At 69.7% G+C, this 26,573-nt stretch carries 25 protein-coding genes and 4 pseudogenes; 14 read left to right on the plus strand and 15 right to left on the minus strand.

Annotated features, from left to right (window positions below):
* Positions 1-166: 166 nt before the first annotated feature.
* From ACIBB8_RS29945 to ACIBB8_RS29955, 3 genes are all read left to right on the plus strand, one after another.
* Positions 167-1,264, plus strand: coding sequence for a saccharopine dehydrogenase (locus tag ACIBB8_RS29945; RefSeq protein WP_398957378.1), 1,098 nt, complete (start codon positions 167-169; stop codon positions 1,262-1,264).
* On the plus strand, positions 1,261-1,875 hold the full coding sequence (locus ACIBB8_RS29950) for a TetR/AcrR family transcriptional regulator (RefSeq protein ID WP_398957380.1): 615 nt from the start codon (positions 1,261-1,263) through the stop codon (positions 1,873-1,875). The genes ACIBB8_RS29945 and ACIBB8_RS29950 overlap by 4 nt, the downstream gene beginning before the upstream one ends.
* A gap of 157 nt (positions 1,876-2,032) precedes the next feature.
* The gene (locus ACIBB8_RS29955) at positions 2,033-2,611 is read left to right on the plus strand and encodes a bifunctional ornithine acetyltransferase/N-acetylglutamate synthase (protein ID WP_398957441.1); all 579 of its coding nucleotides are present in this window, start codon (positions 2,033-2,035) and stop codon (positions 2,609-2,611) included.
* Here ACIBB8_RS29955 and ACIBB8_RS29960 read toward each other — a convergent pair.
* From ACIBB8_RS29960 to ACIBB8_RS29980, 5 genes and pseudogenes are all read right to left on the minus strand, one after another.
* Positions 2,518-2,892 (minus strand): annotated as a pseudogene (locus tag ACIBB8_RS29960) (amino acid permease); the annotation flags it as partial. The gene ACIBB8_RS29955 and the pseudogene ACIBB8_RS29960 overlap by 94 nt on opposite strands.
* A 347-nt stretch (positions 2,893-3,239) precedes the next feature.
* The gene (locus ACIBB8_RS29965; RefSeq protein ID WP_398957382.1) at positions 3,240-4,082 is read right to left on the minus strand and encodes an SDR family NAD(P)-dependent oxidoreductase; all 843 of its coding nucleotides are present in this window, start codon (positions 4,080-4,082) and stop codon (positions 3,240-3,242) included.
* A 217-nt stretch (positions 4,083-4,299) separates the two neighbouring features.
* On the minus strand, positions 4,300-5,763 hold the full coding sequence (locus ACIBB8_RS29970; RefSeq protein ID WP_398957384.1) for an aldehyde dehydrogenase: 1,464 nt from the start codon (positions 5,761-5,763) through the stop codon (positions 4,300-4,302).
* A gap of 120 nt (positions 5,764-5,883) precedes the next feature.
* Positions 5,884-6,999 carry an oxygenase MpaB family protein gene (locus ACIBB8_RS29975; RefSeq protein ID WP_398957386.1) on the minus strand — a complete coding sequence of 372 codons (1,116 nt, stop codon included), beginning with the start codon at positions 6,997-6,999 and terminating at the stop codon, positions 5,884-5,886.
* Between the two features lie 90 nt (positions 7,000-7,089).
* Positions 7,090-7,773: a hypothetical protein gene (locus ACIBB8_RS29980; RefSeq protein WP_398957388.1), complete on the minus strand. Its 684-nt coding sequence runs from the start codon at positions 7,771-7,773 to the stop codon at positions 7,090-7,092.
* Between the two features lie 232 nt (positions 7,774-8,005).
* On the opposite strand from ACIBB8_RS29980, the gene ACIBB8_RS29985 reads away from it, so the two are divergent.
* Genes ACIBB8_RS29985 through ACIBB8_RS30015 form a run of 7 tightly spaced genes read left to right on the plus strand, consistent with a single transcriptional unit; the run spans position 8,006 to position 13,999 of the window.
* On the plus strand, positions 8,006-8,320 hold the full coding sequence (locus tag ACIBB8_RS29985) for a hypothetical protein (protein WP_398957390.1): 315 nt from the start codon (positions 8,006-8,008) through the stop codon (positions 8,318-8,320).
* Positions 8,317-9,423, plus strand: a complete 1,107-nt coding sequence (locus ACIBB8_RS29990) for an NAD(P)-dependent alcohol dehydrogenase (protein WP_398957392.1) — start codon at positions 8,317-8,319, stop codon at positions 9,421-9,423. The genes ACIBB8_RS29985 and ACIBB8_RS29990 overlap by 4 nt, the downstream gene beginning before the upstream one ends.
* Positions 9,420-10,832 (plus strand): aldehyde dehydrogenase family protein, encoded by a 1,413-nt coding sequence (locus ACIBB8_RS29995; protein WP_398957394.1) that lies wholly within the window; start codon positions 9,420-9,422, stop codon positions 10,830-10,832. The genes ACIBB8_RS29990 and ACIBB8_RS29995 overlap by 4 nt, the downstream gene beginning before the upstream one ends.
* Positions 10,833-10,874: 42 nt before the next feature.
* On the plus strand, positions 10,875-12,140 hold the full coding sequence (locus ACIBB8_RS30000; protein WP_398957396.1) for a cytochrome P450: 1,266 nt from the start codon (positions 10,875-10,877) through the stop codon (positions 12,138-12,140).
* A 16-nt stretch (positions 12,141-12,156) separates the two neighbouring features.
* Positions 12,157-12,369, plus strand: coding sequence for a ferredoxin (locus ACIBB8_RS30005; RefSeq protein WP_398957398.1), 213 nt, complete (start codon positions 12,157-12,159; stop codon positions 12,367-12,369).
* A complete protein-coding gene (locus tag ACIBB8_RS30010; protein ID WP_398957400.1) occupies positions 12,366-13,565 on the plus strand; it encodes an NAD(P)/FAD-dependent oxidoreductase in 1,200 nt (399 codons plus the stop codon). The genes ACIBB8_RS30005 and ACIBB8_RS30010 overlap by 4 nt, the downstream gene beginning before the upstream one ends.
* An 8-nt stretch (positions 13,566-13,573) precedes the next feature.
* A complete protein-coding gene (locus ACIBB8_RS30015; RefSeq protein ID WP_398957402.1) occupies positions 13,574-13,999 on the plus strand; it encodes an HtaA domain-containing protein in 426 nt (141 codons plus the stop codon).
* A gap of 152 nt (positions 14,000-14,151) precedes the next feature.
* Here ACIBB8_RS30015 and ACIBB8_RS30020 read toward each other — a convergent pair.
* The 4 genes and pseudogenes from ACIBB8_RS30020 to ACIBB8_RS30035 form a co-directional block, all read right to left on the minus strand.
* Positions 14,152-14,307, minus strand: a pseudogene (locus tag ACIBB8_RS30020) (L-serine ammonia-lyase, iron-sulfur-dependent, subunit alpha); the annotation flags it as partial.
* 842 nt (positions 14,308-15,149) lie between these two features.
* Positions 15,150-16,226: a DsbA family protein gene (locus tag ACIBB8_RS30025; protein WP_366696067.1), complete on the minus strand. Its 1,077-nt coding sequence runs from the start codon at positions 16,224-16,226 to the stop codon at positions 15,150-15,152.
* A 145-nt stretch (positions 16,227-16,371) separates the two neighbouring features.
* Positions 16,372-16,737, minus strand: coding sequence for a thioredoxin domain-containing protein (locus tag ACIBB8_RS30030; protein ID WP_366696069.1), 366 nt, complete (start codon positions 16,735-16,737; stop codon positions 16,372-16,374).
* A 17-nt stretch (positions 16,738-16,754) separates the two neighbouring features.
* Positions 16,755-16,886: pseudogene (locus tag ACIBB8_RS30035) on the minus strand (thioredoxin-disulfide reductase); the annotation flags it as partial.
* Positions 16,887-17,094: 208 nt separating this feature from the next.
* Here ACIBB8_RS30035 and ACIBB8_RS30040 point away from each other — a divergent pair.
* Positions 17,095-17,742, plus strand: a complete 648-nt coding sequence (locus ACIBB8_RS30040; RefSeq protein WP_398957405.1) for a GntR family transcriptional regulator — start codon at positions 17,095-17,097, stop codon at positions 17,740-17,742.
* A 152-nt stretch (positions 17,743-17,894) separates the two neighbouring features.
* On the opposite strand, the pseudogene ACIBB8_RS30045 reads toward ACIBB8_RS30040, so the two are convergent.
* Together ACIBB8_RS30045 and ACIBB8_RS30050 are read right to left on the minus strand one after the other, a co-directional pair.
* Positions 17,895-18,634: pseudogene (locus ACIBB8_RS30045) on the minus strand (IS6 family transposase).
* A 324-nt stretch (positions 18,635-18,958) separates the two neighbouring features.
* On the minus strand, positions 18,959-20,479 hold the full coding sequence (locus ACIBB8_RS30050) for a GMC family oxidoreductase (RefSeq protein ID WP_398957407.1): 1,521 nt from the start codon (positions 20,477-20,479) through the stop codon (positions 18,959-18,961).
* A gap of 140 nt (positions 20,480-20,619) precedes the next feature.
* On the opposite strand from ACIBB8_RS30050, the gene ACIBB8_RS30055 reads away from it, so the two are divergent.
* On the plus strand, positions 20,620-21,744 hold the full coding sequence (locus ACIBB8_RS30055) for an ISKra4 family transposase (RefSeq protein WP_398957444.1): 1,125 nt from the start codon (positions 20,620-20,622) through the stop codon (positions 21,742-21,744).
* Here the strand turns inward: ACIBB8_RS30055 and ACIBB8_RS30060 are convergent.
* From ACIBB8_RS30060 to ACIBB8_RS30070, 3 genes are all read right to left on the minus strand, one after another.
* Positions 21,714-21,974 carry a hypothetical protein gene (locus ACIBB8_RS30060; RefSeq protein WP_398957409.1) on the minus strand — a complete coding sequence of 87 codons (261 nt, stop codon included), beginning with the start codon at positions 21,972-21,974 and terminating at the stop codon, positions 21,714-21,716. The two genes, ACIBB8_RS30055 and ACIBB8_RS30060, sit on opposite strands and share 31 nt — an antisense overlap.
* 151 nt (positions 21,975-22,125) lie before the next feature.
* Positions 22,126-23,067 carry a phosphotransferase gene (locus ACIBB8_RS30065; RefSeq protein ID WP_398957411.1) on the minus strand — a complete coding sequence of 314 codons (942 nt, stop codon included), beginning with the start codon at positions 23,065-23,067 and terminating at the stop codon, positions 22,126-22,128.
* 251 nt (positions 23,068-23,318) lie between these two features.
* Complete coding sequence (locus ACIBB8_RS30070; RefSeq protein ID WP_398957413.1) at positions 23,319-24,218, minus strand: hypothetical protein; 900 nt, start codon at positions 24,216-24,218, stop codon at positions 23,319-23,321.
* 95 nt (positions 24,219-24,313) lie between these two features.
* On the opposite strand from ACIBB8_RS30070, the gene ACIBB8_RS30075 reads away from it, so the two are divergent.
* A complete protein-coding gene (locus tag ACIBB8_RS30075; RefSeq protein WP_398957415.1) occupies positions 24,314-24,571 on the plus strand; it encodes a hypothetical protein in 258 nt (85 codons plus the stop codon).
* Between the two features lie 458 nt (positions 24,572-25,029).
* Here the strand turns inward: ACIBB8_RS30075 and ACIBB8_RS30080 are convergent, their stop codons facing one another.
* Positions 25,030-25,791, minus strand: coding sequence for an SDR family NAD(P)-dependent oxidoreductase (locus ACIBB8_RS30080; protein ID WP_398957417.1), 762 nt, complete (start codon positions 25,789-25,791; stop codon positions 25,030-25,032).
* Between the two features lie 146 nt (positions 25,792-25,937).
* Here ACIBB8_RS30080 and ACIBB8_RS30085 point away from each other — a divergent pair, with 146 nt between their 5' ends.
* Positions 25,938-26,516, plus strand: coding sequence for a TetR/AcrR family transcriptional regulator (locus ACIBB8_RS30085; protein WP_398957418.1), 579 nt, complete (start codon positions 25,938-25,940; stop codon positions 26,514-26,516).
* Positions 26,517-26,573 lie beyond the last annotated feature (57 nt).

Raw genomic sequence — 26,573 nt, forward strand, 5'->3', positions numbered from 1 at the left:
GCTTCGCCGGCCTTCCGGCTCGCGGGCTGCTGGGAGCACTGGAGAAGGATCTGTACGAGGGAGCCAGGTCACCGGCGCGCCCGGCGGCGGCAGCGCGGACCGTTCCCGGGCCGTGAGGCGATACGCCTTCCACATTTTTTTGGTCATCTGACCTATATTTGGTTTCATGATTGACGAACTCTTCTTTGACGCCGACGGCCCTGTGCTCCTGGTCGGCGGATACGGCACGGTCGGCGCGGAGCTGGCACGGATGGCGGCCCCGTCGTGGCCGCTGGTGCTCACGGGCCGGACCGTGCGGCGCGGACAGCGACTGGCGGACGAGACGGGCGCGGAGCTGCGCACCTGGGACCTGACGGACCCCGCACCGTTCCGTGCGGGGGTCAGCGCGGTTGTCAGCGTCGTCAACGACCCGGACGACCGGGTTCTGCGCGCCGCGATCGACGGCGGGGTGCCGTTCGTGGACGTCACCCGCTGGACCACGCGCATGCAGCGCGCCGCCACCGTCGCGGCACTGGCGCGCCCGACCGCACCGGTACTGCTGTCCTCCGCGTGGATGGGCGGCGTGACCAGCCTCGTCGCCGCTTCTCTCGGCGACCGGCTCGGCGGCGCGGACACGGTCGACGTGGCCATCCGCTGGGACCTCGCCGACCGGGCGGGCGCGGACTCGGTGGAGTTCATGGACCGGCTCGGGCTGGACTTCGAGGTGGTGCGGGACGGACAGCGGCGCACGGTCATGCCGCTGAGCGACGTCCGCCGCGTCCGTATCGGGGAGTCGCTCACCCGGGTCGCCAGGATCGACACCCCCGAGCAGTTCACCCTTCCCCTCACTCTCGGAGCCACGACCGCGACAACCCGGATCGGATTCAGTTCGCCCGCGTCCACGGCGGCCCTGCTGGCTGCCAAGCGGCTCGGGTTCTTCCGCTGGGGCCGCGGCGGGCGCTTCACCAGCGCGCGCCGCGGACTGCTGTACGCACCGGGCGAAGGCGGCACGGCCCAGCTCCGCATCGACGTCACTCACAAGGGCGGCGCCCTCTCCGCGACGGTGACCGATCGGACAGGGCAGGCGCATCTGACCGCACTGGGCGCCCTGATGGGGCTGCGCCGGGTGCGCGGCGAGGACGGTGCCCCCGCACCGAGCGGCGTGGTCTTCCCCGAACAGCACCCGAATCCGCAGAGCGTGCCGTCTGACCTCGCCGCGCAGGGCGTCGACCTGGTGGTGCGCAGGGCCGTGAGCGACGAACAGGCGGACGGCAGGGCAGCGTGAGCGGACGATCCCCCGAACAGGACAAACGCGCGCCCACCACGCCCAAAGGCGTCCAGCGGCGCGCCGCGCTCCTGGACGCCGCCGAGAAGATCCTCTTCGAGTCCGGGTATGGCGAGCTGACCATGCGGGCAGTGGCGGCCACGGCACAGACCCGCCTGGGACACGTGCAGTACTACTTCCCCTCGCGCACGGAGTTGATCGCCGCTGTTCTGCGCCGCACCCTGGACCGTTCGCTCGACAGGCTGACCCCGTTGTTCGCCGGTGCGGCTGCGGACACCCCGTCGGGCGCGGAGGGGCTGATTCGTCAGCTTCTGGCAGAGCACGATGATTCGCGACTCGTCCGGGTCTACGCCGAGTTGTGGGCACTGGCGGGCCGCGACGAAGCCGTCGCGGCGGTTACGCGCGCCTTTTACAACGACTACGAGGATCACGTGGCCGGGTTCATCCGCGCCCGTAACCCAGCTCTCTCCGATACCGCCTGCCGGGCGCGGGCGAGGGTTTTCACCGTACTGATCGAAGGAGCATCCCTCTTCCGCTCCGGCATCGCCGCCCACCGCACCGAGGAAGCCGACACGGAACTCATCAACACGGCAACCGCCCTGCTCGGCTGAAGCTGCCCAAACGCGAGGTCGACCTCCGGGCGGGCAGCCTGCACCCCTGCCCCCAGGCAGGCGGCGCCGGCACAGGTCGGCACTCGGAAATGGATGGACAGGCCGCACCCAGAGTGCAAATGTGTGCAACACGGCACATGTCCATGCATGCCGTGCCGTGTGGTGGCCGACAGGCTTCCGGGCCTACACAGGGCACGGCGGACTGCGCAAGCACGGCGACGACATCTCAATCGTCGCGTCGGACCGTCCGACCATCAGCGCCGCGATGTTCACCCGGAGCCTCTTCGCGGGTCCGGCCGTAGTCCTCAGTCGTGCACATGCCGCGGGACGGAACCTGCGTGCTGTAACGACGCTGGCGCAGAACGCGAACGTCGCCACTGGGCGCCGGGGCGAGGAGAACGCTGCCGAGGTCGTCCGCCGCGTCGCCGGGATTCTGGGCAATCCGGGGAACGAGGTACTCATCGGCTCCACCGGCGTCATCGGACGTCCACTACCGATGGGCGCCATCCGTACGCACCTCGACGAGACCGCCAACATCGGCCTCGCGGCGTTCGTAGCCGGACCCATCGAGACCAGGGCGAGCTGCAGTCGTCCCGGCGTGACGTCGAAGACCTCGAGCAGGAAGCCCGCCGCGGCGTACGCCATCGTCGACAGGGTGAGGGTGAGGCCCCAGATGTACGCCCACGCGGCGGTCCAGCCCCAGGTCGTGCCGCGTGCGTGCCGGGCCCACTGGTAGACACTGCCGGCGTACGGCCAGCGCGAGGCGAGCTCGCCGAAGACGAGCGCCACGAGCAGCTGGCCGCCGAGCACGATCGGGAACGCCCAGAAGAAGCGCGGGCCGGCGGCGAACAAACCCAGCGCGAAGATGGCGTACAGCGCCACGATCGGCGAGATGTCGGCGAAGGCGAGCGACAGTGCGGAGCGGAACCCGAACCCGCGGTTCAGCACGTCGTGGCCGCCGTCCTGCGGCGTCCCGACCGCGCGGTCGGCGGTGCTCTCAAGTCTGGGTGGTCCCATTGCGGTGACCTCCTGGGGGTGGGCCAGTGGATTTCGGCCTCAGTCTCAGGGCCCCGCGGCACGGCGGAACAGCCACCCAATGTCACACTTCGGCGCACCGCCCTATACGAATGCACAACGCGCCCGGTGGCGCCGACCACGGGGTCGGCGCCACCGGGCGAGCTTGGTCCGGCCAGGTAGAGGAGGGTGGCGACGACCAGGGCGACGATCCAGGAGACCTCCGCGCCGCCGAGGTCGTCGACCAGCGGCCCGGTGTAGAGCCCGCTGTTGACGAACGGGAGCCGCGGCGCCGTCGCGGCCATGTGGGCGGTGCGGAGAACAGGGGAATCCCCGTGCGTGGTCCGACATCACGACTTGGACGGGGTGCGTCGGGGGCGGCTAGCGGCGAACACTCTGTCCATCACCCGGCCCGGAAGAATGTGTGCGAGAGGGACTGTGAACGCGGCGTCGAGGCCGAGTGTGTACCTCGTTCGCGGCCGGGGTTTGGTAGTGATTCTGGCGATTTTCTCCCCTGCTTTCTCGGCAGGCATGGCCCGCTTGAGAAAGGCGGCGTTCGAGGCGACCGTCGACTTGATGAGATCACCGTAGAGATGCTGCTGCTCGGCGTTCATCCGGTCGGCGAGCTCAAGCGAGATGGTCCCACTGTGGGCCGCCATCTCGGTCTTGACTCCGCCCGGTTGCACGACCACGACCTGCACTCCCTGTGCCGCGACCTCTTGGCGCAGCGAGTCGCTCGCGGCCTCGAGCGCGAATTTCGTCCCCGCGTAGGCCCCGAAGATCGGGAGCGCGGCCACTCCGCCGACCGAGCTGATGTTGACGATCCTCCCTCTGCTCTCCCGGAGAAACGGCAGGAGCTTTTGGATGACGGCGATGTGCCCGAAGAGGTTCACCTCGAACTGCTCACGCCAACGATCGAGCTCGAGCACCTCGACGGGCGCATTGACCTCGATTCCGGCGTTGTTGACGAGCGCGCGCAAGAGTCGCTGCTCGGGGTCCCGGGAAATGCGCTCCGCGAGGGCCTCGATGTGCGCTTCGACGGTGATGTCCAACATGACCGGCTCGACGCCCTGTGCCCTGATGGTGTCCGCCTCCTGATCACTGCGGACGCCGGCGAGGACGTGGTAGCCCATCGAGGCCAGTTCGCGGGCCGTCGCGGCTCCGATGCCTGTCGAGGCGCCGGAGACGACCATCAGCTCGTTCCGGTGCCGGCGCGCATTGTGCTGGTGCGACTGCGTCATGACCATCCTTTGATCTGTTCGAAATTCAGAGGGATTGCCCCCCGCGGTCGATCCGGCCCGGCCGAGTCGCCGGTGGAGCGGTGAACACGACGGCACGCCAACGGGAGGATCCGGGAGGCGGGGCGGCCCGCCGGCGGGCCGCCCCGCCCCCGCGGCGGGTTCGGCGCCCCTACCCGCGGGAGGGCGCCGGGCCGTCCAGGATCACCAGCTTGGATTCGAGGTACGGGAGCAGGCCCTCGAACCGGCCCTCCCGTCCGATCCCGGACTGCTTGAAGCCACCGAACGAGACGCCGTTGTCGGAGCGGAAGGCATTGTGACCGACGGTGCCCGAACGCAGAAGGCGCGAGACCTCGACCGCCCGCTCCACGTCATGGGTGAACACGGAGGCGTTGAGGCCGTAGACGGTGTTGTTGGCGATCGCGACGGCGTCGTGTTCGTCGGCGGCCGGGATGACGCTCAGGACCGGCCCGAAGATCTCCTCGCGCGCGATCGTCGACCCGTTGTCGACGTCCGCGAACACCGTCGGCTCCACGTACCAGCCCCGGTCGAGGTGGGTGGGCCGACCGCCGCCGGTGACCAGCCTCGCTCCCTCGGCCACCCCCTTGGCGATGTAACCCTCGACCCGGTCGCGCTGGCGCCTGGTGGCCAGGGGGCCCATCTGGCTCCGCTCGTCGAAGGGATCGCCGACCGTCACAGCGCCGAACGCGACTGCCAGCGCGGCGGCGAACTCGTCGTGACGCCTGCGCGGAACGACGATGCGGGTGAGCGAGGTGCACACCTGCCCCGTCAGCAGGGTCTCGGCCGCGGCGATGGTGGCTGCCGCCTTCTCCAGGGAGTAGTCGTCGAGGATCACCGCCGCCGACTTGCCCCCCAGTTCGAGGCTGACGCGGGCCACGCGCTCGCCGCACAGCGACGAGATGCGCCGGCCTGCGGCGGTGGAGCCGGTGAAGGAGATCTTGTCGACGCGCGGGTCCCGCACCAGCTGTTCGGAGACCTCGCGATCGGCGGTCACGAGGTTGAGCACGCCGGGCGGCAGACCGACCTGCTCGGCGACCTCGGCGATGATGTACCCGAGGCCGGGGGCCTCGGGTGCCTGCTTGACCACCACGGTGCATCCGGCGAGAAGGGCGGGCGCCACCTTGCCTGCGATCTGCCCCAACGGTGCGTTCCACGGGACGATCGCCCCGACGACGCCCACGGGCTCACGCACCAGCACCCCGTGCTCGCCGCCCATGGTCGGTCTCACCGCCTCCTCGAACACGAACGTGTCTGCCAGGTCGGCATAGAGGTCGAACTGGGCCGCCGCGCCGCGCCCCACGCCGGCGGCGACGGAGAACAGGACCCCGGACTCGCGCGGCCAGATCTGTGCGGCGTCGCCGCCGCGGGCTCTGACGCCCTCGGCCATCGCCCGCAGGTACGCCGCGCGTTCGGCATGGCTGAGGCGGGGCCACGGTCCTTCGTCGAAGGCGCGGCGGGCGGCCTCGACCGCGCGGGACATGTCGGCGGTCCTCGCCTCGGCCGCGCGGAAGTAGAGCTGTTCGGTGGCGGGATCGATCACGTCGAACATCGAACCCGTTGCCGGGGTGGCCCATCGGCCGTCGATGAAGAACCGGTCGGGGTGTGCGACGGGCATCGGGGGGACATGGTCGTGAGGCGGCATGGTGCTCCTCCGCTCTGGAGCACCCGCGGCATGCGCCGGTGCTCTCGGTTCGGGCGCCCCTGGTGGGCCTGACGGTGGAGAGGCGGGCTGCGATCAGCTCTGACCGGCGCGCTCGCGGAGGGCCTGCTGGTGGAGGTCGCGCGCGTTGGTGATGAGGGCCACGCCGTCCGGGCCCCACATCATCCGCATGATGCGCCGCTCGTTCTCGGGCAGTTGCATCCTGCGGATCAGGTCCTGGGAGTCCTCCAGCAGCCGCGCCGCCTCCACGCGCCGCGCTTCGTCGAGGCCCGCCTTGATCTGTATGCGCTCCGGGAAGGCGGCCAGGATCTGGGTCACGAACCGCTGGTAGACCTCCTCCAGGACGTCGACGGCGAGTTGGTGCGAGGGGTGCCAGTTCCGGCGCATGCACTCGGACATGACCTCGTGCATGTCCTGGCCGGTCTCCGGGTGGACGTTGATGGTTTCGCTCGTGCCGAAGAGGTCCCCGTACGTGTCGTAGAGCGCGTCGAGCTCCGCCATCGAGCCCGGGATCTCGTCCTCGGCCGCTCCGACCAGGCGCAGGTAGGCGCCCATCTCCCGGACGTACTGGTCGCGTTGGGCCTCGGTCAGCGGCCGGGGGCCCTCCTCCCCGTGGTACGCGAACCGCTCGTACATCCACAGGATCGAGTGCAGTTCGGTGATCGCCGCCCACATCGCGTCCCGGGGTTCGGCCGCCGCGTAGCCACCCAGCTCGGGGGTGGCGACGTCGATGATGTCCCCCTTGACGTGCCGGTGGACGCGGCCCAGGTGGGCGGCCATCCGCGTCGCGGTCTCGGTGTTCCCGAGCCACATGGGCGCGTGCATCCCGGAGTTGCGCTGCGCCCGCTCGAAGCCGTCGAAGACGGTGTAGGTGCCCGCCCTGGCCTTGCGCGAGATCGGGTCCTCGTCGCGGATCCCTGCGGGGATCGGCTTGTAGAGCAGCTGGAGCGTCGCCTGCGCGACGGTCTCGAAGACGATCGTCGCGGGGTGCAGCAGCACCTCCCAGGTCACGCTGCCCGGGCCGAAGAGCCCGTGGTCGCGGCTGCCATCCTCGTTGAGGGTGCTTCCGGCGGGGACGGGCTCACCGAGGCGGCGCCACCGCCGCTCGCTGCCCAGGAGGCGCTCCTCGGTCAGGACGTTGTCCTTGATGTCGTCGAACGCGGGTTGAGCCCCGGTGTTGGTCGTGCTCATGATCGGACTCCCTTGTCCTCGTCGCACCATCCATAGTTCCCGGGCGGGAAGAGCGCGGTGCGGCGAGGCTAGGAGGCTCTCGAGCCGGAGTCAAGGACGGCCGGCGGAGGCGATCCCCTCGAAGCCGTGGATGAAGACCTCGATGGAGAGCTCGAGCTGGCGCGCGTCGTAGGTGCTCACCACGGACTGGGCGGCCTCGAGCAGGTAGCGGGGGCGCTCCTCCGGGTGCTCGCGCAGCACCTCGCGCAGCCACAGGTCGCGCATGCCGCCGCCGTCCCGCTCCATGCCGGCAACCCCTTGCCCGTACGCGTCGCACATCTCGCTGAGCATCGCCACCGCCCTCAGGCCGGTCTCCAGGTCGAAGCCGCCCTCGACGAACTTCGCCAGCAGCGCCTCCGTGGCCGCCAGCAGGAGCGCGTCGACGGACCTGCTGACCCGCACGTGGCCGGCCAGGGGGCCGAGCGCGGCCACGGCCGTCGCGATGCCGTGTCCGTAGATCCGGCTGGCCTCGCGCCAGTCGCACTCGGGTGGAATCGAGACCGGCGCGAAGTTCCGCGCGAACGCGTCGACCGCGACCAGGCGCAGCAGGGACGCGCGGTCCGGCACGTGGTGGTTCACCGCCTTACGGTCGACGCCGAGCCGGTCGGCCACCGCCTGCATGGTCAGGTCGTCCGGCGGGATCGAGGACGCGGCCCTGAGGATCTGGGGGAGATCCAAGCCGGCCTTCATCCCCTGCGGGCGGCGCTTGGCGTCGGCGCTCGGTCGAGTGGCCATGGACCTTCTCTCTCTGCGGTCGGAACACCACTGTTGACGTTCCCCGTCGGCAAGCCTACGCTGCCACTCAGTTCCCGCCCGGGAACAGCGAGGCGGATGTCCGCCGGAATCGCATCGGCGCGCTGCCCTGTCGGCAGCCGAGGGCGCCACGACTCCTCACCCACCCCCGAGCAGCTCAGAAGCGCTGCGGGGTTCGACCAGATTCGCGCACCCGCTCAAAGGAGAGCCGCCCATGCCAGGCATCACCGGGACATGGTCGGCGGAGATGAACACTCCGTTCGGCAAGCAGAACCTCACGATCACCCTCAAGGGCGGCGAGCCGCCCATGGGCATCCTGGACTCCCCGGAAGGCCGCAGCGAGGTCCAGGGCCTCGTCCTGACCGAGGACACCGCGAACTTCACCCTGCCGATCGACACGCCCATCAATGCCACCGTGGTCTGGAAGCTGCGCGCGGAGGGCGACGACCTCTCGGGCACCGTCAAGGCCGGCTTCTTCCCGGCCTCCAAACTCAAGGGATCCCGTGCGGCCGAGGAGGGTACGGCGTGAGCGCCACCACCGACACGCTCGCGGCCGTACTGCGCTCCGGGGAAGGGCGGTTCGACCTCAACACGGTCACCCTCGAAGCACCCGCCGCGCACCAGGTGCTCGTGCGCGTGGTGGCGACGGGAATGTGCCACACCGACAGCGTCGCCCGTGCGATCGGGAACTTCCCCGTCATCCTGGGGCACGAGGGGGCCGGCGTGGTCGAGGCCGTCGGGTCGGCGGTGTCGAGCCTGCGGCCCGGCGACCACGTCGTACTGACCTTCGACTCGTGCGGCGCCTGCCCGGCCTGCCACGGCGGCCGGCCCTACCACTGCACCGGATTCGAACTGCTCAACTTCGGCGGCTTCGGCGCGGAGTCCCGGGCATCGGCCCGACTCGCCGACGGCGAGGACGTCGCCAACCGCTGGTTCGGCCAGTCGTCGTTCGCCGGATACGCGCTCGCCAACGAGCGCAACGCGGTCAAGCTGCCCGACGACGTCGATCTCGAGCTCGTCGGCCCGCTCGGCTGCGGGATCATGACGGGCGCGGGATGCGTGATCAACGTCATGCGGCTGCGCCCCGGTGACTCCGTCGCCGTGTTCGGGGCAGGCGCGGTGGGACTCGCCGCCGTCATGGCCGCCAAGGCCTCCGGCGCCGGCCGGATCGTCGCGGTCGACGTCCACGCCGGCCGCCGCGCGCTCGCGCTCGAACTCGGCGCCGACCGGGTCGTCGACCCGGCGGCCGTGGACGACCTCGCCGGTGAGGTCGTCGGCGACGAAGGGCCCTTCGACTGCTCCCTCGACACGACGTCGCGCGGGGAGGTCATGGCCGCCGCGACCGAAGTGATCGGCCGCCCTGGGCTCGCGGTGCTGGTCGGAGCCGGCTTCGAACCGCTCACCCTGGCCCCGACGTCCCTGGCCGGGAAGTCGGTCTCCTACGCCTACATGGGCAACTCGAACCCGCACGTGTTCATCCCGGAACTCATCTCCTTGTGGCAGCGCGGACTGTTCCCGTTCGACCGCCTCATCACGACGTTCCCGTTCGCGGACGTCAACCAGGCGGAGGCGGCTTCGGCAGCGGGCTCCGCGATCAAGCCCGTCCTGCTGATGAACGGAGACAGGCGATGACCCCCACCGACAGTTCCCCCACCGACAGCTCCCCCGCCGCTGCCGCGCGCGAAGCGCGGGAGGCCTTCGCGACCGGCCGCACCACTGCGCCGGCGTGGCGCCGCGAGCAGCTGACCGCGCTCGACCGCCTTCTCGCGGAGAACGGACCGGCGATCGAGACCGCGCTGAAGTCCGATCTGGGCAAGCACCCGCTGGAGACGCACACCATCGAGATCGGGTCGGTCCGCTCCGAGATCGCCCTGACGCTGGCAAACCTCGAGAACTGGCTCGCACCGCAGGAGGTGCCGGCACCGGGCTACCTGCATCCCGCCACCGCCTCGACCGTCCTCCAGCCTCTCGGGACCGTCCTGATCATCGCGCCGTGGAACTATCCGGTCCATCTGCTTCTGATGCCGCTCGTGGGGGCGATCGCCGCCGGGAACGCCGTCGTCGTCAAGCCCAGCGAACTCGCGCCGCAGACGTCCCGCCTGATGGCGAAGCTGTTCCCGGCCTACCTCGACTCCCGCGCGATCCGCTTGGTCGAAGGGGCGGTCGAGGAGACCACGGAACTGCTCACAGCCGCCTGGGACCACATCTTCTACACGGGCAACGGCACCGTCGCGAAGATCGTCATGGCTGCGGCGGCGAAGCACCTGACACCGGTCACCCTGGAGCTCGGAGGTAAGTCGCCCGTCTGGATCGACGAGTCGGCCGACATCGACGAAGCCGCCGCCTGGCTGGCCTGGGGCAAGCTCCTCAACGCGGGCCAGACCTGCATCGCCCCGGACTACGTACTCGCGACGCCGGCCGCCGTCGAACCCCTCGTCGAGGCCCTCGAGCGCAGCATCGCGGCGATGTACGGCGCCGATCCGCGGGCATCGGCCGACTACGGACGCATCGTCAACGCCCGTCACGTCGATCGCCTCGCACGCCTCTGTGGATCGGGGACCCCGGTCATCGGAGGACAGGTCGACCGCGACGAACGCTACGTCGCCCCGACCGTGCTCCGGGACGTGAGCCTCGACGACCCCGTGATGGCCGAGGAGATCTTCGGACCCGTCCTCCCGATCATCACCGTCTCCGACGCCGACGAGGCGATCGCGCTTATCAACAGCCGCGACAAGCCGCTCGCCCTCTACTGCTTCACCGGGCGGGACACCACCCGGACCGCCTTCCTCGAACGCACCGCGTCCGGCGGGCTCACCGTCAACGCCACGATGGTGCACGCCGGAGTCGAGGGCCTGCCGTTCGGCGGGGTCGGCGCCAGCGGGATGGGCGCCTACCACGGCGAGCGCACCCTCCGGGTGTTCAGCCACGAGCGGGCCGTACTGCACAAGCTCGACGGGCCGGGCCTCGCGCGGTTCGGCTGGGCGCCCTACACCGCCGAGAAGGAGCAGGCGCTCCGCGCCCCCGCCACCGGCGCGAACTGACCGCGATCCACCCCACCCACGAGGAAGCGACGGAGAAACACCGTGGAACTGTTCGCCCGCACGCACGAGCCGACGACCTCCCTCGACATCTCCAGCAAGGAGTTCTGGTCGAAGTCGCCGGACGAGCGCGACGACACCTTCCGCAGGCTGCGCGCCGAGGCGCCGGTCAGCTGGCACCCGCCGATCGAGGCCGGCCTCTCCGCCGAGGAGCACGGGCAGGCCGGCTTCTGGGCCGTGATGAAGGCCGAGGACATCACGTATGTGAGCCAGCACCACGAGCTGTTCAGCTCAGCTCTCGGAGGCACCGCGCTCCACCCCTACCAGGCCGACACCGGCAACCGGTCGGTCATCCTCGACATGGACCCGCCGGTTCACACCGCCTACCGGAAGGTCATCAGCTCGGCGTTCACCCCCAAGGCGGTCGCCAGGCTGAGCGCGCGGATCGAGGCCCGAGCCCGGCAGATCGTCGACCGGGTCACCGGCGCGGGCAGCATCGACTTCGTCACCGAGGTCGCCGCGAAACTGCCCATGATGACCGTGGCCGACCTCATCGGGATCCCCGAGCACCAGGTCGAGACGTTTGCTGAGGCCGGCGACCGGATCATCCTCCTCCAGGACCCGCTCGCCCTCCCCGAAGGCGTCGACTTCAACGACCTGCTCGGCGAGGTGTTCGGAACGCTCAGCGAGATCGGCTTCCCCCTGGCCGAAGAACGCCGGAAGAACCCCCGCGACGACATCATGTCGGCGATCGTCCACGCCGACGTCGAAGGCGTGGACTTCGACGACTGGGCGATCCTGAGCACGATGGTCCTGCTCAGCGTCGCGGGCAACGACACCACCAAGCAGACCACGACCCACACCCTGATCCAGCTCGCCGAGAACCCCGACCAGAAGGCCTGGCTTCTGGCGGACTTCGAGGGCCGAATCGCCGGCGCCACCGAAGAGTTCGTCCGGCACGCCTCACCGGTCATCGCCTTCGCGCGCACCGCGACGCAGGACCTGGAACTGGGCGGCCGGCACATCCACGCCGGCGACAAGGTCGGCATCTTCTACGCCTCCGGCAACCGCGACGAGTCGGTGTTCGAGGACCCGCGCCGATTCGACCTTTCCCGCGCCCGCAGCCCGCACGTCGGCTTCGGCGGTGGCGGAGTGCACTACTGCCTGGGCAACGCCGTCGCCAAGGCCCAGCTGCGCGCGCTGTTCAAGGAGATCCTCACCAGGCTCCCCGACATCCAGGTGGGCGAGCCGGAACGCCTCAAGAGCGACTTCATCAACGGCTACCGGCACCTGCCGGTCGTCACCGGCTGAACGGGAGCACCAGCACATGACCCCCCGACGCATCGTCGTCGACCGCAACCGCTGCACTGGCATCGGCATCTGCGAGTCGATCTTCCCCGAGAGATTCGAGGTCGACGACGACGGCACCCTGATCGTGTACGACGACCTCGTCACCCCGGACATCCGCGCCGGGATCGACGACGCGGTGCAGGCATGCCCCGCCTCCGCCCTCTCCGTCGTCCCGCGGGACGACCAGTGAGCCTGGTCGTCGTCGGAAGCTCCCTCGCCGGCCTGCGCGCGGTCGAGTCCGCGCGCAGGGCCGGCTTCACCGGAGACATTCACCTCGTAGGCGCGGAACACCACCTCGCCTACGACCGCCCCGCCCTCTCCAAGGCGCATCTCGTTTCGGGCGAGCCGGTCGAGCACCTGCAGTCCCCCGAAGGACTGCGCGCACTGCGGGTCGACGCACGCCTGGGCGTGACGGCGACCGGGCTCGACCCGGCTGCGAAGATCCTGCGCACCTCCGCCGGCGACGTCCCGTACGACAGTCTGATCGTCGCCACCGGAGTGACGCCGCAGTTTCCCCCCGGCCTCCCCTCACTCGACGGCATCCTCACGCTCCGCACGATCGAGGATGCCCAGGCGCTGCGCGCACGACTGCACCCAGGCGTCCGGATACTCGTCCTGGGCGCCGGCTTCATCGGCTCCGAGGTCGCCTCCTCCGCCCGTGCTCTCGGCGCCCTGCCGACCATCGTCGACGCCGCGCCCGTACCACTGGTCCGGGCGGTCGGCACCGACATCGGGCAGGCCCTCGCATCGCTGCACGCGCGCAACGGCACGCCACTGCGCCTGGCAGCGACGGTTGAGCGGTATCTCGGGCACGACCGCGTCGAGGGCGCACGACTGACGACCGGCGAGGTCCTGCCCGCGGACGTGGTGGTGGTCGGCGTGGGCGCGGCTCCCGCCACCGGGTGGCTGGAGGGGTCCGGCATCGAGCTGCACCCGAAGGACCGCGGCATCGTGTGCGACGCGTACCTGCGCACGTCGCTTCCCGGAGTCTTCGCGGCCGGTGACGTCGCGCACTGGCCCAATGCCGACCTCGACTCCGCCATGCGGCTGGAGAACTGGACGAACGCCGCGGCCCAGGGCGCGCACGCCGGTGTCAACGCCGTCACGCCCGGGGCACTGAGCCCCTACCGGACGGTCCCGTACTTCTGGAGCGACTGGTACGGCCAGCGCATCCAGTTCGTGGGAATCCCCGGTGACGACGTCGAGTTCGTATCCGGTGCGCCGGACGCCGACCGGTTCACCGCGGCCGTCTGGCACGGTGAACGCCTGGTCGGTGCGGCCACGCTCAACGAGCCTCGCAAGACCATGAAGCTCCGGCGCCTCATCGCGGGGCAGGGCACCCGGCAGCACGTCGGTGAACTCCTGAACCGGGGCCGGCCGTCGTGACCGCCCGGATGCCCGAGCCAGGAGCGGTGGAGGGCGACCTCGTCTGGGGCGTCCTCGACTCCTTCGTCACCTACGTCCGGGCTGTGGGCGGACACGTCACCGTCGCCCCACCGGCGGTGGAAACGGCAGACGGGTGCTTCCGGTTCCCCCTGCTTTCCGTCGACGACGGGCAGGCGAGATTCGCCGGAGGGGTCCGCTTCGAGGCACACGCGGGCGCACTGGCGCTCGACATCAGCGAGCCCTGGCTCAGCTCGAACGGCACGCTCTCGGTCCGCGGCACACACGCCATGAACTCCGAGGGCCGACGCCTGCCGTTCGCCGTCGTCCACCCGGACAACAGCGCCGAGCTGACCCCGGAAGCAATCGTGGCGTTCGACTTCCGCTACCCCGCCGGCACCGCCCTGGCGCCCGTCGACTTCCTCCGATCCCACTGACGATCCCAGAGGGCATCGGCGCGACAGGCTGCTCCCATGGTGTGATCAAAGCGGTGGACGCGTTCCACCTGCGGCGACGCGTGGGAGCCGCAGGCAGGGAAGGGCCTGACCAGCACTGAAAGACTCGAAACCGCAGGTCAGGACTTATCCCGTCAGCATTCGATGACGTTGACCGCGAGTCCGCCGCGGGCGGTCTCCTTGTATTTGACCTTCATGTCGGCGCCGGTCTCCTTCATCGTCTTGATGACCTTGTCCAGGGAGACGTGATGGCGGCCGTCGCCACGGAGGGCCATGCGGGCCGCGGTGACGATGGGCCCTCACCCGGGTGGGCCGCCTGGCGGGTGCTTCGAGCCTCCCGCGGAAGCGAGCCACGTCGGCACGGCTGGCGAGCAGGTTGCTGATCGTCACGGTGATGCTTGGTACTGCATGGGGAGCGGTGGACGACCTGATCTCGGACGTGGAGTACCACGTTCTGCGCCCTGCGGGGCCGGGAGGCTGCACGGTCGTGGTGCGGGAGACGTCCTTTCTCGTGATCGGCAATGGCGAGGCGTACGCGGTGGGGCGCACCGGCCTGGCCCAGGGCGAGTCGGCATCCTGGACGGTCGACGATGGTTACGGCCCGTCGATGCGGGCACGTACGAGTTGGACTGGGGGCGGGGCGGCGGTCTTCTGCGGATCAGCGGTACGAGCACCGATCCGGTCGTCCGTGGGGGATTGGTCGACATCGACTGCGGGTGGTGAGGCCGGTCATGCTCACCGGCGTGCCCGGCGCGAGGCCCTCGGGGGGCACGGTAAAGGGCGCGCCCCGGGGGGCGACAAGAGCCGGCTACCTCACCACCACCGCGGGGCCGTGCCACTCTCGTGCCAGAACGGGCGGGGACTCACGGTGACTCGGCAGCAACAACGGTGCAGACGCGAGGACCTGCGCCAAGGCAGATGTGCGCAGCTCACGCCAGCAACCGCCCAACCTCGCTCCCAAAGTGGTGATCACGGCGTTGAGGTGAACTCCGCCGGGAACCTGAACCGCTTGTACGACACCGATGCCTCGGTCTCCACGGCAAGCCCCTCCCCGATGATCAACAAACCCGACGATCATCCCAGCCCCAAGCTCGCCAGCTCAAGTTGACAATGCCGCGCGCGGAGGCGGCCCTCAGGCCAGCTCGGGGGACATGGCGGCGGCCATCTTCAGGTGTACGGCTGCCTCGTCGCCTCTGCCGAGGCGCTGGAGGGTACGGCCGAGCATGAGCCGCGTGTACGAGTCGTCGGGGCAGTCCTCCACGAGCCGCCGCAGCACCTTGTGGGCCTGGGAGAGCTGGGCCGAGTGGAAGTAGCCGCGGGCGGCGAGCTGTCGGACGTTCAGGTCGTCGCCGTGATGGTCGAGCAGCGGCCGGAGCAGGGTCAGGGCGCCCAGGGGGTCGCGCTGCTGGAGCAGGGACTCCGACCAGCGCAGCCGCTGGACCTCCTCGGGCATCTCGCGGGGGCGTACGTCCGCGGCCGCGGTGAGGAAGTCGGTGATCACCTCGGGCGGCTGAGCGCCGGCGAGTGCCCGGTCGCCGACCACGATGGTGGGCGAGGTCGCGATGCCGCGAGCCTTGCCGATCAGGAGGAGTTCGCGCACCTCGCGGTCGGCGGCGCCGTCGTCCAGGAGCGTGTCGGCGGCGTGGATGCCGGCCCGCTCGGCGATGGAGTGCAGCAGGCTGCGATCGCCGATGTTGTCACCGTCGAGGAAGTGCGCCTTCATCACCTGCTCGACGACCTCGCCCTGGAGGGTGCTGCCGCCGTGCTCGTAGGACAGGGTGACCAGGCGGTGCGCGTCATGACTGCTGGCGTGCCAGACCTCTCCCCATCCGGGACCGAACCCCTCCTCGGCGGCGATCCGGGACACGAGCCCCCGGCTGTCCGCCGTGGACGGACCGACGGCGCAGGAGGTCGCGGTGCCGTCGGCCACCGCGTGGGCGGAGGTCTCGTCCAGCCGGGTGCCGTGGGCGGGGGCGGTCGGGTCGATCCGGTACGGCCGCCACACCACCTCGGCGTCCAGGCCGGCCAGCGCCGGCGCGGCGAGCGCCTTCTCCAGCCGCCGCTTGCCGATGTACGCCCACGGGCAGACCACGTCAGCCCACACGTCGATGCGCACGGCGGTCGCCTCCTGTCCCGTCCTCCCGTCGCGCAGCGCATGCTCCTCGCTGACGAGCTCGGCCATGCGGTGGTGGATGTCCTGGTCCTGCACAGGGAGTGCCTTTCTCGGGCCGGAGCTGATCTGATCACGCCCGGCGGTGCTCATGGGTGGGTGCGGCATCGGGTTCCGGCGGGCGGGCCTGGCGCTCCGGGCCCGCTCTCCCCTGATGCCGCCGTCTTGGTTCGGGCTGCCGCCCCTACTTCTGCTGCTCCGCTGCGATCTGCTGGCGTACCTCGTCCATGTCGACCTTCCGCGACTGCGCGATCAGGTCTTCCAGTGCGTTCTCGGGCAGGGCGCCGGGCTGGGCGAAGATGGCGACCTTGTCGCGGATGATCGCGAGCGTCGGGATCGACTGGATGTCGAACGCCTGCGCGAGCTCCGGCTGTGCCATGGTGTCGACCTTGCCGAAGACCAAGTCGGGGTGACGCTCGGACGCGGCCTCGAAGATCGGGCCGAACATGCGGCACGGCGGGCACCAGTCCGCCCAGAAGTCGATCAGGACGAAGCCGTTGTTCGAGACGACCTCGTCGAAGTTCTCCTTGGTGAGTTCCAGGGTGCTCAACGGTTGCTGCCTTTCAGAGGGAAGTTCTCGACCTCGGTGGTGTTCATCAGCTCGCCGCCCGCTTCCACGGAGGAGGCGATCAGCAGCGGCCGGAGATTGGCGCGGGCGGCGTAGAGGGCGGCCGTGTAGCCGGCCGGGCCGGAGCCCATGACGATGATCTGCCGCACGGGAAGATCCCTTCTGTTTCCGGAAGAGCCGCCGGAACGGGCCTTCTGGTGTGCTCCAACACCCGACCTCGGTCAGGTATTCCACATGCACGCATTTTGTATCCCAGTTACTGTGTGCTGTGAACGTGTGCGGAGGGTGCATGCTCCGGCGGTTACCCGCCGACGGGCCTGGTGTGCGGAGGATGGGGTCATGTCGACAACCGGGAGCGCGTCCGAGCGGGCCTACGCCGCCATCCGCGAGGGCATCCTCGACGGAACGCACCGACCGGGCACGATGCTCGGCGAGGCGGGGCTCGCCGCCGAGCTCGGTGTCAGTCGTACCCCGGTGCGGGCCGCTCTCGTCCGCCTCCAGGACGAGGGCTGGATCACCGTCTACCCCAAGCGCGGCGCTCTCGTGCGCGGACTGAGCGAGAAGGCCGTCAGGGACCTCGCCGACGCCCGGCTCATCCTGGAAAGCACAGCCGTCCAACGAGCCACGACGGAGCGCAGGGCCGCTCTTGCTGTGCAGCTGGAAGAGGGCATCGACCGGCAGAAGCAGGCACTCGCCGCCCGCGACCTCAACTGCTTCGTCGAGCTCACGATCGCCTTCCACCGCTCCTTCGTCGAAGTCGGTGACAACCTGGTCATGCTCGAACTCAACGACAGGATCGCGGACCGCCAGCGGTTCCTGCTCTTCAGCTACGGCGAAACGCTCCTGGCCCGCTGCGCGGACATCATCGCCGAACACGCGGAGCTGATCGCCCGGTTGCGTGCCGACGACGTCCAGGGCTTCTCGGACGTTCTGCGGTCCCACGTCGGTGACACGTACGGTTCCGACGTGAGCCACATGCACGTCTGAGAACGGCCCGCTCGGCGACAGCCGTTCACCGAGTGCCACGGACGGCCGCGACGACGGCCAGGAGCGCGAGAGATTTTGTTGTCAAGTTCCTGTCGCTGTACGCGAGTTGACGTGCGCTGGGGACGATTTCGGCCGGGCCGGGGGCATCCTGGTCAGACGATCGTGAGGGCTCCGGTGGCGGTCTTCCAGATGCGGAACCGTTCGGTCATCTCGGTGCGGTAATCACTTGCTGTGATCAGATGGCGTCGGGGTCGGAAGTGGCTGGAGATCCGGCTGAAGGCGGCGAGGAACCTCTGGGCCGCTCCGCTGGAACGGAAGCCCTTCATAGCGCGCTTGCGCTGCCTCGTGGGCTGATGACTGTTCTCGGCCCTGTTGTTCAAGTACTTCGAACTGCGGTGCTCGACCGACGGCATGACCTCGCGGTGGGCGGCACCGTAGCTGCGGAGCTTGTCCGTGACGATCACGCGGGGCACGTACTCGAGGTCCTTGAGAAGCTTGCGGAAAAAACGCCTGGCTGCGGTCGTGCCGCGGCGGTCCTGGACGAGAATGTCGGGGACATTGCCGTCCTGGTCGACCGCGCGTCACAGGTACCGCATCGTCCCGTTGACCTTGATGAAAACCTCGTCCAGATGCCATTTGCCGCCGGGACGCGGCTGCCGGCGGCGCAACTGCGTGGCTGCCGGCGGCGCAACTGCGTGGCGTAGGCGGGGCCGAACGTGGCGCACCAGGCCCGGACCGTCTCGTAGAAGACCGTGATGCCGCGTTCCAGGAGGAGCTCCTCGACCTCCCGGTAGGAGAGCGGGAAACGGTGATACAGCCACACAGCGTGACCGATCACCTCGGGCGGAAACCGGTAACCCCTGTACGACGACGGTGCCGTCCCGCTCTCCACCCGCAGCCTCTCCCCGCAACGATCTACACCAAGATCACCCCACGGCCCGAGCCAAACCTGACAACGCCTGAACGAACGCGTCAGCGTCTGGAACCACATCACCGGGCTCACCAGCATGCCCACAACAGCCTGAGCCCACGGCCCACACCCCACCCCCACCACACCCCGACACGTCCTCAGCCAGACAAGCCCCGGACAAGTTGACAACGCCGGTTCGACCGCGTGAAGTTCCTGCGCCACAGCGAGGCGCGCGGCGACTACGACCAGGTCGTCCAGACGCTCAACGCTTCTGACCCGCACGGGAAATAGCAGGTACGTGTCACGTTATTGATCTTGGCGGATCAGGCGGGCCGCGTGCTCTGCCGTGATCATGACGGTGACCACCGGGTTGACCGACGGGATGGTGGGGAACACCGACGCGTCTGCCACCCGCAGCCCGCGCACGCCGCGCACCCGCAACTCGGGATCAAGCACCGCGAGCGCGTCGTCGGGGGCGCCCATCCGGCAGGTTCCGCTGACGTGGTAGACCGTCTGGTGGGTCGCGCGGGCCAGAGCCGAGATGTCGGCATCCGACGTCGCCTGCGGGCCGGGGAACACCTCGCGCCGCAACTGCGACGCCATGGGTTCTGAGTCGCCGATCCTCCGGGCGGCGCGCACGGCAGCGACCAGGACGGCTTCGTCCGCTCCGCCGGGGTCGGTGAAATACCGGTAGTCGATAGCCGGCCGTTCATCCGGATCGGCGCTGGTGATCCAGACACGGCCGCGACTGCGGGGCTTGGCCACGTTCGGCGCGATCGCCATGTAATACGGCGGCATCGCGACGCCATGCGCGACCACGTGGTCCACCCACGCCTCGACCGGGAAGTGCATCGTGATGTCCGGGTGCGCCCCATGCGGGTTCAGCCGCAGCAGCGCCCCGGCATCCCAGCCGGTGGCACAGACCCGCGACGGCGGCTCGGCCACCTCCCACAGGACGATGCCCTCGGCGTGATCCATCAGATTGCCGCCGACCCCTGGCAGATCGACGCGGACGTCGACGCCGACGGCATCGAGCACGGCGGCCGGCCCGACCCCCGACAACTGCAGCAGGCGCGGGGAGTCGATGGCCCCGGCGCAGACGACGACCTCCTTACGGGCGAAGATCTCTGCGGTCGCTCCCTCGCCAGTGCGGATCAGGGCGCCGGCTGCCCTGTTGCCGCTGTCCAGCATCAGCCGCAGCGCCCGCGTCTGCAGCAGCACTTGCAGGTTGGCGCAGCTGCGCTGGGCCGGGTGCAAATAGCAGATGGAGGACGAGGACCGGGTGTTGGTCTCCGGGCAGTAGCCGATCTCGAAGAAACCAGTGCCCTCGATGACGTCCTCGTCGTTCCAGGCCGACCGGACCGGCAGGCTCAGCGCGGAGCTCGCCGATCTGATGACATCGGCCACGAACGGATTCTGGTCCTGATGCGGCACCGGCGTGATCGGAGTCTGCAGCTGCTCGAAATACGGGTGCAGCGTGGCGGCGTCCCAGCCGTCGGCCCCGACGTCGACCCACTCTTGCAGATCGGCCACCCGCGGCCGCCACGAGATCATGGTGTTGGCGGTGGAGCAGCCGCCAAGGATCCGCAAGCGGGCCTGCCGGATATCAGAGTTGCCCCGTTCCTGGGGCACCGAGCGGTAGTCCAGGTCATACTCGCCCTCCAGCATTTCCGCCCACCGGCGGATCGAGCGGGCCCGTGGCTCGTGCTCATCGCTCGGGCCCCACTCGATGAGCCCGACCGAGACGGCCGGGTTCTCGGCCAGCCGCGCCGCGACGACGCAGCCGGCCGTGCCGCCCCCGACCACGAGGTAGTCGAACTCGGTCATTGGTCTCCTCTCAGCGCGGTAGCGCCAGATGCTCAGCTCAGAGAAGCCCACGCATAACTCTACCCGTTCTGCGAGAAGTGGTCTTGATGACAAAGGAGCATCACGGCCGAGCACTGATCCCACGGAAGTAACCAGCTACGCTGGCAAAATGGGGCCGCGGCAGCTTCGCCGACGCCTGCGAGCGGATCAACGCCCACACCGGCTCCGGCATCGGGCACCGGCAGGTCCAGAAACTCGCTGTCAGCGCCGCGGTGGACATCGACGCGTTCTACGACGCGCTCGTGCCGGCTCCCTGTACCGACGCCACGCCGCTGATCTTGTCGGTGGACGGCAAGGGCGTGGTGATAAGGCGCGAAGCACTGCGTGAGGACACTGCGAAGGCCGCGGCGGCCAAGGGCGGCAACGCGATGAAGACCCGGCTGGCGTCCGGGGAGAAGCACGGCAGGAAACGGATGGCCACCCTGGGAGCCGTCTACGATGCCGACCCCGCTCCTCGCACAGTCGACGACATCATCGCCGACCCCGACCGGCAAGAAGCCGACCACGGCGCGGCACCCGAGCGCCGCCAGGGGCCGAAGGCCCGGTCGAAATGGTTGCGCGGTTCGGTGACCGACACCGCTGCGCAGGTGGTGTCCGCCGTGTTCGACCAGGCAGGGCACCGCGACCCCGGACACCGCCGTCCCTGGGTCGTCCTGGTCGACGGTGCCCGCCATCAGATCGACCTCATCAAGGCCGAAGCACTACAGCGCGGCGTGGACGTCCACATCATCGTCGACCTCATCCACGTGCTCGAATATCTGTGGCGAGCAGCCTGGTGCCTGCACGACAGCGGCGATGCCTCCGCCGAGAGCTGGGTCGCCCGTCACACCCGCGTCCTGCTGGGCGGCGGCGTGCAGCAGCAGACAGCCGCTGCACTCGAGGAAGCCGCCCGCGCCGCCAGACTGCGTGGCGCCCAGCGCAAGGGCATCGACGAGGCCGTGAACTACCTGACCACCAAGGCCGAGCATTTGCGCTACGACACCGCCCTTGAACACGGCTGGCCGATCGCCACCGGAATCATCGAGGGAGCATGCCGGCACCTGGTCAAAGACCGCCTGGACATCACCGGCGCCCGCTGGGGCCTGTCCGGAGCTGAAGCCGTACTCAAACTGCGTGCCGTCCGCGCCAACGGCGACTTCGACACCTACTGGGCGTGGCACCAGCAGCAGGAGTTCATCCGCAACCACCAGACGCGCTACCGCGACCAGCTCATACCCACCACCTGATCAACAACACCCTCATTGGATCTGCACCCGTTGATGATGGCGAGCAGGTCCTTGCTGACCGCCGTTTGGTCCAGGAGGCCGGGGGTCTGGTGCAGTGCGGCGAGGGTCTGGCGGCAGGAGTAGTGGGTGACGATGTCCTCGCGGGGCACGCCGGTGATGACGCACCCCACGGCGGGGGAGTAGATGTAGCACTCGGGCCGGTCGGCAAGGATCCCGAACGCTTTGGACACGACGCTGTTCTGCCGGTACGTCCGGCCGAACAGCACCCGGTCACCGCGGGCGTCCGGGTAGTACTTGACCTACCCCAGGAAGTGCGTGCCGGGGTGGACATCGCCGATGACTTTGGAGATCACCCCGGAGCGGTCCAGGAGGTAGTCGCGGTCACGGATGGTCGCCAGCGCTGTGCCCAGCGGCGAACTCTTCGAGGCCGGGGAAGAGGGCGGTATCGACCGTCCCGGTGCGCTCATACTGCTCGAGTCCCTTCGTGAAGAGGTGACGGCGGTACTGCCACTTCAGGTGCTTGTCCGTACGGGAGGGGTCGCCTGGCCGCATCAGGGCGAGGAAGAACAGGGCCTTGACGAGTAGGTATGCGCCCAGGTTCTGGCTGACCGGCTGTCCGGTTGCGTTCAGGCAAGCGTCGTCCAGCACGGCGAGGTAGCGGAGCCGCTGGGCGGGGCTGGCGGTGTAGCCCTTGGTGCCGCCCTTGAAGGCGATGATTTCCAGGGCCGGGAGGACGTCGTATCCGAGTGGCACCAGGCCGTGGTGCTGCCAGTCGATGACCCCGGCCGGCAGGACGTTGGGCAGGCCGTAGTCGAGGTGGCCCGCCGCCAGCGGAACCCTGCCGAGGTGGTCCAGCACTCGGTCGAGTGCGGCGTGCGTCCGGGGGTTGTCCAGGTCAGGGTTCTCCTGGAAGACGTTCTGGGTGAACCCGGCGCTGTCCAGCCACTGCCGCAGTGCGCCGGGCGTGGACTGGACGAGGTAGGCGGCCTGTGCGCGCAGCAGCCGGGCGGCGACCTGCGCGGCGGTGTCGGCGACGTCGTCGGCCAGGTCGCGGCCGCCGTCCAGCGACGCCGCCGCCCGGTCGTGCAGTGTCTGGTCGCCCAGCGACTCCTCCACGACGTAGTAGTGGCCGTCGTCGGTGACGCCCTCCTCCAGGAGGTGCGGGACCGGGTAGTTAAGGTCCGCGATCCGGCGCTGGAATTCCGCTTCCGCTTGGAGCTCGGCTCCGCCGGTGCGCCGGTAGCGCGTTTTGTCGGCGGAGACGTACACCGCGCCGTCGGCGGCGGTCCGCTTCTTGACGAACCGCCAGTTCTTCTCGTTCATCAGCTCGCTCCTTCCGGCTCCTGTGCGGAACCGTGGGTGACCGGGTACTCGGGAATGGCCCGGGACAGGGTCCGGACGTCCATGACCCAGCGCATATCACCCGTCGCGACGCTTTCCCGCAGTTCGGCGAGGACGTCACTCCCGGGTGTGTCCGGCCGGGCCAGGTGGGCGCGGCGCCAGAATTTCAGCAGGCCCGGGAGGTGTGCCGCAGTGATGCCCGCCCGGATGTGCAGTGAGCACAGGGGCAGGAATCAGGTGAGGAACAGCTCTCGTAGCGCCGGGCTGACGCGGTGCACCTCGCACAGCCGGTGCAGCGCCGCGGTGTCGTCGTACGGGATGCGCCCGTGCAGCGCGTACTGGAGCCGCGTTCCGTTGTGTCGCCGGAGCATGGCCCCGTAGGCGGCGACGTTCGCTGCGGCGTTCTCGGTGACCGTCATCGCTGGCTGCCCGGCGCCGTGCCGGGCGGCAGCGGCCAGCACGGCGATGTGCACGCCGGCCCGCGGGTCCAGGACAAGGCCGTCGAGCCCGAGCGGCGCGAGGCTGATGCCGTGGTCGCGGGTGCGGGACAGGATCAGCCGCTCCGGGACGTTCTGGGCGATGGTCAGCAGATGGCCCGGTGGCCGGGCCCGGTGGGCGTGGAAGTCATCACGTGCGAGCACTGGTGTGCCCGGGGGCCGGTCCCAGACCAGCAACCGCCGGGTGTGCGGCCGGGAGCCCTGGTGCCCGCACGCCCGGCAGGCGTGGGCGACGGCGCCGGTCATGTGACCGCAGCGGGCGCAGAGACGGACCCCGGTGGGAGTGACCGTCAGGACACCCTCGTGCAGGAGGTGTTCGGTCATCTCCAGCGCGAGGGCGGCCACGACGGGAGCGGTGTCGGTGAGAACGCCACCGGCCGGGGCCGCGCCCGGCGCGTACTTGGCGGCGATCGCGCGTTCCTCCCGCTCCTGCCGGCCGATCGTGTCCCGATCGGGGGCGTCACGGTGGCGCAGGTCTCCGGCCAGAGTGACGGTGTTCCACAGATGCGGGACCGGCCCGGCGTCAAGGAGGGTGTTGAGAGCTTCGGCCGCGCGGATGCCGGCCGCCTTGCCCGGCCGTTCGGCGATGGTGAAGGGGCCGTTCTGCACGGGCCCGTTGATGTACAGGACGTTCATGGCCGCAGTCCTCTCAGCAGTCCGGTTGGGCGGTGCCGCGGGCGTGGAACAGGCCGTCGACCTGTTCGTAGACCAGGACGGCGGCGTTGGGTGTCTTGCGCACACGGGCCTCGTCGACCAGTTCAGTCACCGGCCGGCGCTCCAGGACCGCGCGCAGCGCGAGGATCGCTTTCCGTCATCCGGTCGTCGGGGAGATCTCCGTCGACTGCGACAGGCTCACCCTCGCGGAACGCGACCAGCACCTCGTGCTCTACAGCGCCCCGCCCGGATCCCCTGACGCCAATGCCCTGGCACTCCTGAACGTACTGGGAGCCGAGGCCGGCGACCACCGGCAGCGCCGCAGCCCTCGGTAGGAGTGCCGAGGTTCGGCACTCCGCCCTGCCGGACGGAGTCGATCCGGTCCGGCCGGCGTTCGACGTGGCGCTCCGTGGGCGCGGTCGCTACGAATCGGACGGTCATGTGTCTGGTCTTCCATGCGTTCGTAGGGCGCGTGAGGCTCGTCCGGGAAACCCCAACAAGTACCTGGACGGCGCCCACGCCCGTGGCGCCCGACTCTTCCGTCCGCCGACGGTGGCCAAGGAACAGATCCGCCACACCCGCGAATTCTCGCCCGTCCCGAGATCGCCTTCGCCTCGATCACCGGGTTCCTCGGCGTCGCGCGCGACACGATCCATGGGCACGTCCCCAAGGCGAAGGGGCCGGCGCCACCATGACCGCTGAACAGTACGGACGCCAGCTCAGCCCCTGAGCGGGGCTCGGCCTTCGCAGCCCGGGCTCCGGGGCGCCGGCGCGCCGCCGACGGCTTGACGTCTCAGACCTGAGCCATGCCACCGTCGACGAAGAGTTCGACGCCGGTGATGAAGCTGGAGGCATCGCTGGAGAGGAACGCCGCGGCCTTGCCCATCTCGCGGGGATCGGCGATCCGGCCGGACGGGTTGCCCTCCCCCATGCGCTTGACGGTGGCGCCGACCTGATCGGCGCCATGCGCCATCTCCAGCGCGCTCCGCAGGGACTCGGTGTCGACCGCACCGGGGCTGAGGACGTTCATCCGGATCCCCGAGCCCTTGATGTCCTGGATCCAGGAACGGATGAAGGCACGCACGGCGGCCTTGGCACCGCCGTACAGACCCATGGCCGCCGGGGGCTGGATGGAGGCGGTCGATCCGATGATGACGACCGTGCCGCCGGGCCGCAGCAGCGGCAGAGCCGGCTGGACGGTGAACAGGACCCCCTTGGCATTGACGTTGAAGGTCCGGTCGAACTGCTCCTCGGTGATCTGCCCGAGCGGGGCATGTGCGCCGATTCCGGCGTTGGCCACGACCGCGTCGAGCCGCCCGTACCGGCTCTTGATCTCTCCGTACGCGGATTCCATGTCGGCGAGCTTGGTGACGTCGGCCACGATGCCCGCACAGTGCGGTCCGATCTTGGCGACCGTCTCGTCCAGGGGCTGCTGCTGGAGGTCGGTGATGACCACGCGGGCACCCTGGTCGACGAATTCCTGGGCGATTCCGAGGCCGACGCCGGACGCACCTCCGGTGACCACAGCGACCTTGCCTTCGAGCGGGAGGCTCATCGTTTCTCTCCTCTGTGTGGACTGGCCCGCACTCCGCGGATGACGGCGGTACGTGCTCTACACTCACAAGTGGAGGCACCGCCGGTTAACGACTGTAAGTGGAGGCGCCGCCACTTAGCAATCCCTGGCGACGAAAGAGCCCTCTCATGACCACAGACAGCGGACGCCCGCTGCGGGCCGACGCGCGGCGAAACCGGGAGAAGATCCTCTCGGCGGCCGTGCGTGTCTTCGCGGAAGACGGGCTGGACGCACACCTCGAGCGCATCGCCAAGGAAGCAGGCGTGGGCTCGGGCACCCTCTACCGGAACTTCCCGACCCGGGAAGTGCTGATCGAGGCCGCCTACCGCAGCGAACTGACCCGGCTGTGCGAGGCCACCCCCGACCTTCTGGCGGCCCTGCCGCCGCGCGAGGCGCTCCGCGCCTGGATGGGGCGCTTCATCGACTACGCCCATGCCAAGCTGGGGATGGCCGAGGCCCTCCGCGCGGTCGTCGACTCCGGCGTCAACCCCTACGCCCATAGCCAAGAGCTGATCATGACCGCCCTCACCTCGCTCCTGAACGCCGCGGCCGCCGCCGGGACCGTCCGGACGGACATCGACGCGACCGACCTGTTCGCCGCCCTGACCGGCATCGCCCTCGCCTCGGGAAAGCCCGAGCAGCGCAAGCAGGCGGAACGCCTTCTCGACCTCACCCTCGACGGACTCAGGTACGGCGTGACCGGCTGATGCCGGCCCCGGACACTTCGGCGAACGACCCTTTTCCGGCACCCTGTACCGTGATCA

It is taken from the genome of Streptomyces sp. NPDC051286 (genome assembly GCF_044455345.1).
Lineage (GTDB): Bacteria > Actinomycetota > Actinomycetes > Streptomycetales > Streptomycetaceae > Streptomyces.